General features: G+C 48.4%; 7 protein-coding genes. 6 read left to right on the top strand and 1 reads right to left on the bottom strand.

Annotated features, from left to right (window positions below):
- From VIM87_RS03140 to VIM87_RS03115, 6 genes are all read left to right on the top strand, one after another.
- A partial coding sequence (locus tag VIM87_RS03140; RefSeq protein WP_331995557.1) for a hypothetical protein occupies nt 1–786 on the top strand: 786 nt, incomplete at its 5' end.
- A 95-nt stretch (nt 787–881) separates the two neighbouring features.
- Nucleotides 882–3,074 (top strand): hypothetical protein, encoded by a 2,193-nt coding sequence (locus tag VIM87_RS03135; RefSeq protein WP_331995556.1) that lies wholly within the window; start codon nt 882–884, stop codon nt 3,072–3,074.
- A 5-nt stretch (nt 3,075–3,079) separates the two neighbouring features.
- Nucleotides 3,080–4,684, top strand: coding sequence for a T9SS type A sorting domain-containing protein (locus tag VIM87_RS03130; RefSeq protein WP_331995555.1), 1,605 nt, complete (start codon nt 3,080–3,082; stop codon nt 4,682–4,684).
- 374 nt (nt 4,685–5,058) lie between these two features.
- Nucleotides 5,059–5,751 carry a (d)CMP kinase gene (gene cmk, locus VIM87_RS03125; RefSeq protein ID WP_331995554.1) on the top strand — a complete coding sequence of 231 codons (693 nt, stop codon included), beginning with the start codon at nt 5,059–5,061 and terminating at the stop codon, nt 5,749–5,751.
- 791 nt (nt 5,752–6,542) lie between these two features.
- Nucleotides 6,543–8,363, top strand: a complete 1,821-nt coding sequence (locus tag VIM87_RS03120) for a tetratricopeptide repeat-containing sensor histidine kinase (RefSeq protein WP_331995553.1) — start codon at nt 6,543–6,545, stop codon at nt 8,361–8,363.
- Nucleotides 8,364–8,394: 31 nt separating this feature from the next.
- Nucleotides 8,395–9,159, top strand: coding sequence for a LytTR family DNA-binding domain-containing protein (locus VIM87_RS03115; protein ID WP_331995552.1), 765 nt, complete (start codon nt 8,395–8,397; stop codon nt 9,157–9,159).
- A gap of 306 nt (nt 9,160–9,465) precedes the next feature.
- Here the strand turns inward: VIM87_RS03115 and VIM87_RS03110 are convergent.
- The coding region (locus tag VIM87_RS03110; protein ID WP_331995551.1) for a 4-hydroxy-3-methylbut-2-enyl diphosphate reductase at nt 9,466–10,648 on the bottom strand (1,183 nt) is incomplete at its 5' end.

Here is a 10,648-nt window from a genome sequence, read left to right as displayed (position 1 = left end):
GTATCAGTAGCTGCGCAGACCTTTGCCGGTGTAAAAACCTTCCAGGATAATTTAGTGGCAGGCGCCAACTTAAACGTAACCGGCACTACCGGCTTAGGCGGTGCTACTACTTTAGGCGGTGCGCTTACTATCACCAACGCGCTTACCAATGCTGCTGCTGCTGAAAATGATGTGCTGATCCGTACTGCGAGCGGCCTGGTATTAAAGAAAACACTGAACGATGCTGCTTTCAACGGCGCCATCCAGAGGCTGAACAGCCAGACAGGCCCCAGCATTTCCCTGAAAACAGGTACTGCCGGTACTGATATCGCTTTTGACAGCACCAGCGTAGCGAACGTTATTACACTGAATGTTCCGGATGCTGCTGTAACTGCCCGTGGTGCTGTAACCACCGGTAACCAGGCATTTGCCGGTGCAAAAGAATACCGCGACTCAGTAATGGTAGGTGGCGTTACAAAGCCTAACTCTACCTTCCAGGTAGAAGGTTCTGTATCTATGTCTATCACCACCGTTACTACTAACTACACTGTAACAGCTACAGATAACACCGTACTGGTAAATCCTGCAGCAGCGGTAACCGTTACCCTGCCTAACCCTACCGGTATGAAAGGCCGTATCTACACCATTAAGAAAATAACTTCCGGTGTAGATAACATCGACAACACGGTAACGATTACGCCTACCGGTGCACAGATCGAAGGTGGTGCCAACTACACCATTTACAACGCCTGGACTTACGTAACACTGCAAACTGACGGTACCAACTGGTACATCATTAAAAAATAATAAATACGGTTTGTTAACAGGAGTGGCGTGTAGCCGCTCCTGTTAACCCGTTTTTATGAAGTAGCCTTCCCTAACCATACGCAAGCGAGTTTGTGATGAAAATAGTTCTACCTATCCGTCTATCTATATTGGCCGCCCTGTGTACCTGCATCAGCACTGCTTTGCAGGCGCAACAGCTTAAGCTGGGTACCACCCCCACCGTGATACAGAAGTCTGCATTGCTGGAGCTGGAAAGTACCAAACAGGGCTTATTATTAACACGTATCTCCGATACGCTTTCAGCGCCTTTGAATACCGCATTGGATGGAACCATCATTTACTTTACACCAGACAAATCATTACGGGTACGCGCAAACGGTATTTGGCAAAAGCTGGGCAGCGGTGTAGGATTGAATGACTACATACAGAACCTGAGCGCCGGTACACAAACGGCCAGCTTTTCCATTAATGGCAATGGCAGTATTGGCGGCACTTTAGGGCTTCCTTCACTGGCCAGCGGTTCAGTGCTGTTTATGAATGGAGCCAATGTAGCGCAGAACAGCACAAACTTTTTCTGGGATATAGCCAACAGCCGCCTGGGCGTTGGCACCAACACCCCTAACAATAAGCTGGAAGTAGCAGGCACCACAGCGGCTACCGGCACCTCCGGCTTACGTTTAAAAGATCTGGGCACTGCCACTGTGCAGGCCTATAACAGCAAGGTATTATCCATTAATAACAATGGAGATGTTATTGTAACCACCAACGCGGGGGCCAATAACTGGCTGATCACCGGTAATACCGGGATAGATCAGACCCTCAACTTCCTGGGTACCACAGACGATAAAAAGATGAGCCTGCGCTCCAACAGCCAGCCTTACCTGGAGTTTGGCCGCCGCCAGACCTTAGGTTTAGTGGAAACGTACCCGGACTACACAGATAATGATGAAAAGGTAACGTGGGTACGATCAGCTTTGCAGTTTGAAGTACCCCCTGCCGTTAGTTTCTATAAACCCAAGATGTGGACCACTACAGATGGTAACTTCCGCATCAAAGGCGCATCAGCCGGTACGGATTATTTTGAGATGGGCGCCACCGGCACTGCCAACAATGGCGGTTTTGAGTTTATTATTGGCGATGATGGGGACGAGCCTATCCTGTTCAAAAGCTATTATTACGGAACCACCACTTTTACAGAAATGATGCGTTTGCAGAGTGGCAAAGTAGGCATAGGCACCAATGCCGTACCGGTGCGTAAGCTGGAAGTGCAGGGCGATATGCGCCTCACCGGCAGCGCCGGTACAGCTGCCAACCTGTTAGGCCGCGATGCAAATGGCGACATTTCCAATATGGCCATTAATACTACAACACTGGGTATTGCTGCAGGCACCTTAACTGCAAATAATAACAGCAATATCTGGAACGCCAATAGAGTACAGAACCGCAATGTGCTGGATTCTGTACCAGGTACCGGCGACGTGCTGAAGTGGAATCCAACCAGGAGCCTGTGGCTGCCCGCCCCGGATATTACCGGCGGCGCTTCTTATGGCACGCTTGCATCAACAGATATCCGGAATGCAGATGCACCGGATGCTAACTACAGGATGAAGATCTGGGCAGGCCCGCCCAGCGCCCCGGCAGCTGGTACTGTTAGCCAGGGACCCTTAGGAACTTCAGCATTTGCATGGAGTGTATTGGCATTTCAAAATGCTGCTTATACTACCCAGCTATACTTTGATAAAAATACATTGGCTTTAAGGGAATGGCAGGGTAACACAGCGCCCCTGGTAGCTAATGCGGGACCGCCGGCTAATCCCTGGTATAAGGTAGTAACTACCCACGGTGATAATATCTTCACAGATGGGGGACTTATTTTCGCAGGTAAAACTTCTGATGCAAGCACAGAAGTGAAACAGGATGATGCAAACCTGCATTGGGATAATACGAGCAAGGAGCTGGGGATTGGAACAACTAATCCTGCTGCAAATTTAGATGTAGCAGGTGATTTCAAGCTGGGGCCAAGCGGTACGGTGTTAAACAATGTTATTAAAACCACAGGCACCATAAATCCAACTACTATTGCAAACGGTACAGCTACCTATACTTTTACGGTTACGAACGTAACAGCAAATGCTTCCATTATACTTAATCCCCGGTTTGATTTTTCCGGTGGTACTTTCGGTGGTATTACTATAAGGTCTGTACGCGCAAGTGCTGCAAATACGATCACCGTAGTCATTAATAATACCGGGACAGGAACCACCCTCAGTACAACTAACAGGATCTTTGATATAACAATAATACAATAGCGAACTTGAAGCGATCTGTTTGCATATTACTCTGGTGGATCTTTCAAACATATACCGCCGCCGCCCAGCAGGGAACCTACATTCCTCCCGGTGGCCAGGTCTGGATGTTTGGCGGCAGTAACGCTCCTGTAGCAGTTTTCGGCAATATGCAGCAGGAGGGGACCCTGGGCTCCAATCCTAATTCCTTATTATACTTCCTGGGTAAAAAGTGGACTAACGGTAACGCCGCCACGCTGCCTGATGAAACAGGCGGCAATAACGGTACCGGTGGTATCTTCCGTTTTTCCTCCAATAATATCCTGTACGGTAATATGGGCCAGCAAACCGTGTTTGGCAACTACAATGTAGCCAGCGGCGCCGGTACCAGCTTCCCTAACCTGGAGCTTAACAACCCTTCCGGTTTGCTGCTGGATGATCTGAGCGATCTGAAAGTACGCCGCACACTAAGCTTCAGCAATGGTCACATTTTCCTGAACGGCTGGAACCTGGTGGTGGGGCATCAGTCGCCGGGCACCATTACCGGTTACAGCGATCAGCGTTTTGTGGTAACCGGCACCGGCTCAGTAGGCGGCTTTCTTTACCGCGAAGGTTTGATGGGCACTTCAGGCAGGGTAGTGTTCCCCGTAGGTACAGATGCCAATAACTATGCGCCCGCAGCGCTGGCATACCAGGGCACGGCAGATATGTTTAAGGTGCGCGTGTTCGACAGCATTTATACTGCTGCCAGTGGCGGTACTGCCCTGCAGGATACCTTTATTACCAAAACCTGGAATATAGGCCACCTGCAAACCGGCAGCGCACCTACAGATGTGATCCTGCAGCACATGAATAGCATGGAAATGCCCATTTACGCTACGTACCGGGATAGCAGCTACATTAATCATTATAATGCAAGCGCCTGGGATAAGCTCAGCGCTCTGCCATATCAGCCACAGGCGGGTACGCTTACTACCGTACCTATGAGCGGCGCCACCATGCACCTGCGCAGCTTTAACGACGGCCTGCTTACCAACGAATACTTTTCCAAAACCGTACTGTTCACCGCCCTGCGCCCGCCCGCTACCATCATCGATTTTCAGGCCTGGCGTTTAGCCTGGGATAAGGTGCACCTGGAATGGTCTACCAGCCAGGAGGTAAACAACTACGTATTTGAAATAGAGCGCCGCTTTGAGAGCGATACCGCCTTTACCACCATTGGCAGGGTGCCCACCAAGGCCCCCGGCGGTTATAGCAATAAACGTTTGGATTACACTTTCCAGGATAATAACAACAGCTATGATGGCTGGACCTATTACCGCATAAAAGTGATAGGACGTAATGGCCAGGTGGTGTACTCCGTGATCAGGGCCGTACCGCCGCTGATCCAGATAGATGTGTATCCCAACCCGAACCTGGGTCAGTTTAAAGTACGCATCCGCGGCATCCGCCAGGCGCTGAACATGCAGCTGATCAACAACTGGGGCCAGATCCTGCGCCAGTACGATGTACAAAATGAAAGCGATATACTGGTGAAAGAGCTGCCCGCCGGCCTGTACTACCTGGTGCTGTACCATAAGGATACCCAGGCAGTAGCTTACCGCACGAAGGTAGTGGTGCTGGGACAACAGTAGGAGCATAAAGCAAAAAGCTGAAAGCATAAAGCAGTGTGCACCGCTGCGTTAGCTTTCAGCTTTTTGCATTTACTACACTTTCAGCTCACCATCTTGCAATCGCCATCAGCATCCGCCCTTCCATCTTTTTTATCCTTTCCGCCTTCATTTATCCAACAATCATCCCCGGCATTAGGCTTTCTGCTTTTTCCTTTCTGCTTTCCACACTTTACAACCATCCACTGCATTAAGCTTTTTGCTTTACCCTTTCACCTGTCTGCTTTCACATCTCACAACCCGTCCACCGCATTGGGCTTTTTGCTTTATGCTTTATCCTTTCTGCTTTGCGCTTTTGGCTTTCCGCTTTTTTCTTACTTTTGTACAAACACCCGGTTTTGAAGAAGATCATTATAACGATAGACGGTTACTCCTCCTGTGGAAAAAGCACACTGGCCAAACAGCTGGCCAGGCAGCTGGATTACGTATACATTGACAGCGGAGCTATGTACCGGGCTATCACCTTCTACTTCATACAAAACCAGGTAAGCTGGTCAGATCCTGCCGCTGTAAAAGAAGCCCTGCAAAACATTCACCTGGAGTTTGAATACGATGAAACCAATGAAGGGCAGGCCTCCATTTACCTCAATGGCGAGAATGTAGAGCACCTGATCCGCGATATGCTGGTAGCTGAAAAAGTGAGCGAGGTAGCCGCCGTAAAAGAAGTGCGGGAGTTTGCCGTAGCACAGCAGCAGCAAATGGGAGAGAAGAAGGGGATCGTAATGGATGGCCGGGATATCGGCACTACGGTATTCCCCAAAGCAGAGCTGAAGATCTTCATGACAGCAGATACCGCTATACGGGTAGAACGCCGTTTTAAAGAGCTGTATGCAAAAAATAAAAGCATCACCCTCCAGGAAGTAAAAGAAAACCTGGAGCTGCGGGATTATATAGACTCTAACCGGGAAATAAGCCCGCTGCGTAAAGCAGCAGATGCTATTATATTGGATAACAGCCAATTAAGTATGGAAGAGCAGCTGCAGTTAGCCCTGCAATGGGTAGAGGATGCCATGATGGTGCAATCATCCTGAGCTCATAATACCCCTTGAATCATAAATATTTATACCGGTAGTGTAAATATTTTTCCATTTTAAAGAAAGGTTTTATAAATTTGTTTTGAATCCGTTGACCTGCGGATCACTCCAATAATTTACCACATCCTTAGAATCTCCTGCCGTACATAATTTTCCACCTTATCCATGTGTAAAAGCCATGCTTGATTTTTTGGGCGCGCAATAAAATGTTGTGTGCACGTGTTTGGTATGATAAATATTAAGCAGGGCCGGGATAGGTGCAGTATAACGATGACTATAATGTGTTTTGGAAGATTTTAGCCTAACTGTATCCAAAAGACCTCTGCTATTAACCGATAATAGAAATTTTTATCTATATAAAATTAACGGCCGGACAGGTTGCCAGGACGGCTGTTATTATTATTAAAACTTAATGTGGAATAGGATTGTTTTTCAGTCTTATTTCATGTTTTCAGTAGGTGTATTCGGTTAATAGGAAGAAGGGGCGAATTCTTTCGCCCTTTCGCTTTTTTATCAACCACGTAAACAGGCCGCATTGAATGCCGGTGACGATCGAAAACTGGGGACAAAAGGTGCAAATGCGCTACAGTATTAATTATACTGTCTTAATTAGTGATTAATTACTTAAATTGTGTAAGTTCTATCCCTACTGATCCATGTTCAGCAAAGGTGCCTGTATTTTATTGATTTTGACCTTATGGGCAAATGGGCGTTTACGGGGGCAAGACTCATTGCTGGTAAATCGTACGCTTGATTCCGCCAAAGCCTTGCCAAATGACTCCGGCAAAGTGAATTGGTATATTGCAAAGGGCAAAGCAATGGCCCGTTATTTCGACGGCAGGAAAGAAGAAAATGCTTTTTTTCAGGAAGCCATTACCCTTGGACAAAGCATCCGCTACCCGCGGGGCCTGGCCAATGTATATAATGAAGTAGGCACCGCCAAAAGGAACCGCTCGGAATACATCCTCGCTAACGACTATCACGAAAAAGCTATTAAGTACGCAGAAGAAACAAAGGACGACCGCCTTATCAGCATATCCCTTAACAATGCAGGCGTGGATAACCGGCGTATGGACCAGCTGCAGAAAGCATTTGACTACCACTTCAGGGCCCTGCAGGCCGCAGAAAGGGCTAATGACGTACGCAGTATTTGCGTAGCTATTAACAGCATTGGCAACATAGAGCTCTCTACCGAAAAATATACAGACGCCATCGGCCACTTTACCAAAGCCCTGGAGCTGGAAGAAAAGAACAAAAATGAGCTGGGCGAGGCCATTAACCTGGGCAACATTGGATATGCCTACCAGGGCCTGGGCAAAATAGACCTGGCCATTGAGTTCTACAAACGTTCCCTGGCTGTAAACCAGAAGCTGAAGAACAATACGGGCATGGCTATATGCTATAACTCCCTGGGCAATGCCTACCAGGAAAAAAAGGATTACGTTCATGCCATGGATGCCCTGCAAAAGGCCCTGGCCGTGAATGATAAGGTAGAGGATAAGATCCATATAGCAGAAAGTTACCTGAACATAGGCAAGCTGCTAAGCCAGCAGGGCAAGCATGAAGAAGCCCGTAAATACATGCAGCAGTCCCTGGACCTTAGCCTGTACTGGCGCTTTAAATCCATGCTGCTGGAGGTGTATAAGGCCCTGGCCGCAGATTATAAGGCCAGCGGTGATTTTGAACGCTCCCTGGAATTTACGGACAGGTCGCTGTTATATAAGGATAGCATCCTGGATGAAAACGCCGCCATGGCATTGGCTCAAACCCGCGCCATTTATGAAGTGGACCGTAAAGATATCCAGATCAAAGCCCTGGAGCACGATAAACAGCTCAGCGAGCTGCGTACCAAACGTAACATAGTGTACATGTTCTCTACCGCCGGTTTTTTACTGATGCTGGCCGTAGGCGCCTTTTTCTATATCCGCCACCGTAACCTGGAGGCCAATAAGCACACCTTGCAGCTGGAGCTGCGCTCCCTGCGCGCGCAAATGAACCCGCACTTTATCTTTAACTCCTTAAGCTCCATTCACCGTTTTATATGGAGTAACAGCCAGGAGGAAGCATCAGACTACCTCACCAAGTTCTCCAAGCTAATGCGCATGATCCTGGACAATACCCAGCACACTTTTATTTCCCTGAACAAGGAAGTAGAGTCCCTGCGCCTGTACATGGACCTGGAGCGCCTGCGCTGCAACGGCGTATTTGAATACCACATTAACGTAGCAGATGATATTAACGATGATGAAGTAATGTTGCCCCCCATGATCATACAACCCTATGTGGAAAATGCCATCTGGCACGGGTTAGTGCATAAATCAGGAAAGGGTATGCTGGACATCAGCATCACCATGCGCAGCGGCCGTACGCTCATTTGCACCGTTACAGATAACGGGATTGGCCGTAAAAGAGCGCTGGAAATAAAAGCCAAAAAAGGGGAAACGCATCGCTCAATGGGCATGCAGGTAACGGAAGGCCGTATAGACCTGATCCGCAAGATCAATAACAGCAGGGATACAAACGTCACTATCACCGACCTGGAATCAGAAGATGGTACACCCGCCGGTACACAAGTAGCAATAACGCTGCCGGTGGAGCATATTTTTTAGTTGAAACTACAAAACCTACAAACCTATAAGCATGAGCGAAATAAAGGCGATCATTGTGGACGATGAGCAGCACTGTATAGATGCATTACAAACCATGTTACAGAAAAAATGCCCGGAAGTAACCGTGCTGGGAGGCGTAAACAGCGTACGGGAAGCCAAGGGCCTGATAGATGAGCTGCAGCCGGACCTGGTGTTCCTGGATGTGGAAATGCCCCACCAAAACGGATTTGAGCTGTTAAAGCTATTTGAAAAGCTGTGGTTCGATGTGATCTTCACCACCGCATTTGAGCAATATGCCTTAAAAGCTATCAAGTTCAATGCCCTGGATTACCTGTTAAAACCCTTCAGCGTACAGGAGCTGCAGGATGCGGTGCAGAAATGCAGGGACAGGAAAAGCAACCGCAGCGCCACCCCCACCTCTTCCCCGTTAGAAGTGTTCCTGCAGAACATGAAAACCCTGCACCAGACCCACCGTAAAATAGCCCTGCCTACCATTAATGGCCTGGTGTTTATGCCGGTGCAGAACATTGTACGTTGTGAATCCACCGGTAACTATACCAAGATCTTTTTTACAGATAAGAAAAACCTGCTGGTATCCCGTCCCTTAAAGGAGTTTGAGGAGCTGTTATCGGACGTGGACTTTTTCCGGGTACATAACTCGCACCTGATTAACCTGCAGCAAATGCAGTCCTATATACAGGGGGAAGGCGGCTTTGCCCTTATGACGGATGGAACGCAGGTAGAGGTATCGCGGCGCCGGAAAGCAGAGTTCCTGAAGAGGGCCATGCAGTTTTAGGGGCTTCCAGATTTTCCCTAATTCACGCCACTTATTTACTATTATCTGCCGGATAATAATTACACGTTGCAGAGGCTATATGGAACTGGTACATTTGTTTAAAGAATACGATCATACTTCGATAATATATCGCATAATATAAACTCTTTTTTTCTCTGCATTACTAGCATTGAGTAGCCCCAAAGAAAAAAGGCACCCTCGGGTGTCTTTTTTAATTTGCTAATGTGCCAATATCAATCCTCAACATATACCAGCACATTGGCACATCAGCATATTAACACATCTGCACATCTGCATATCTGCACATTAGCACATTTCATCGGCCTTATGTTCCAAACCATAAAACGTCAGCAGCTTCCGGATCACGCCTTCTACCAGCGCATCCGGGCAGGAGGCCCCGCTGGTAAGCATAATGGTGGCCGGTGTTTGTTCCGGTAAAAAGTGCAGGCTGTGTAGCTCCTGCTTATGGTGAAAATCCCAGTGCAGGATCTCTTTTTCAGATAAGATCTTTTCTTCAGAGGAGATAAAGTAAGTAGGCATCTTTTCCTCGCACAGCTCTACCAGGTGCGAGGTATTGGAGCTGTTATAGCCACCCACCACAATGGCCAGGTCCGCGTGGGTAGCTAACATGCCGTTCACCGCGCTCTGGTTATCGTTGGTAGCATAGCAAAGGGTATCGCGGGTATCGGCAAACCGTTCGCCGGCAGTAGCCTCGGTAAGCTGGTACTGCTCCATGATCACGCCTTTTATATAGTCGGCAATGGCCTGGGTTTCGGTAGCCAGCATGGTGGTTTGGTTCACCACGCCCACCCGTTGCAGGTCTGTTTCCACGTTAAAACCGGGGGAATACTGGCCTTTGAACAAACCGGCAAATTCGGAGGCCGGCCGTTGCCCGGTCATGAACTCGCCCAGTATTTTGGCTTCAGCCATATCATTCACCACAACAGTAGGCGTATTATGCAGGCTGTGGGAAAAGGTGGCCCGGGTTTCTTCGTGGCCCGGCTTACCATGTACAATTACAGTGTAGTTCTTTTCACCGATCTGCTCTGCCTTATTCCAAACCCTTTCCACAAAGGGGCAGGTGGTATTGTATTGTACGGGGGAAATGCCCAGGCTTGTAAGCTTGGCCTCTATTTCCAGGGTAGTGCCAAAAGCAGGGATGATCACAATATCATCCGGTTGCAAAGCTTCCCAGGGCACCAGCTGCTTACCGCTGGTGTCCATAATGAACTGTACCCCTTTTTCCAGCAGGTCGCTGTTTACATGGGGGTTATGGATCATTTCACTCAGCAAAAAAATGCGCCTGCCGGGATTTTCCTCGATGGTTTTAAAAGCTATTTCAATGGCGTTCTCCACCCCGTAGCAAAACCCAAAATGCCGCGCCAGCAATATCTTTAAGGCCCCAAAATCCAGCAGGGTAGGGGTAAAATCTTTCTTCATCCGGTCCTGTTGCTTGCGCTTTTGCTTGATAGCTGTGATCAGCGGGCTG

This window comes from Chitinophaga sp. (genome assembly GCF_036569125.1).
In the GTDB taxonomy this organism is placed as follows: Bacteria; Bacteroidota; Bacteroidia; order Chitinophagales; family Chitinophagaceae; genus Chitinophaga.
Note: the sequence above shows the minus strand (reverse complement) of the source record. Positions and strands in the feature narration are given on the sequence as shown.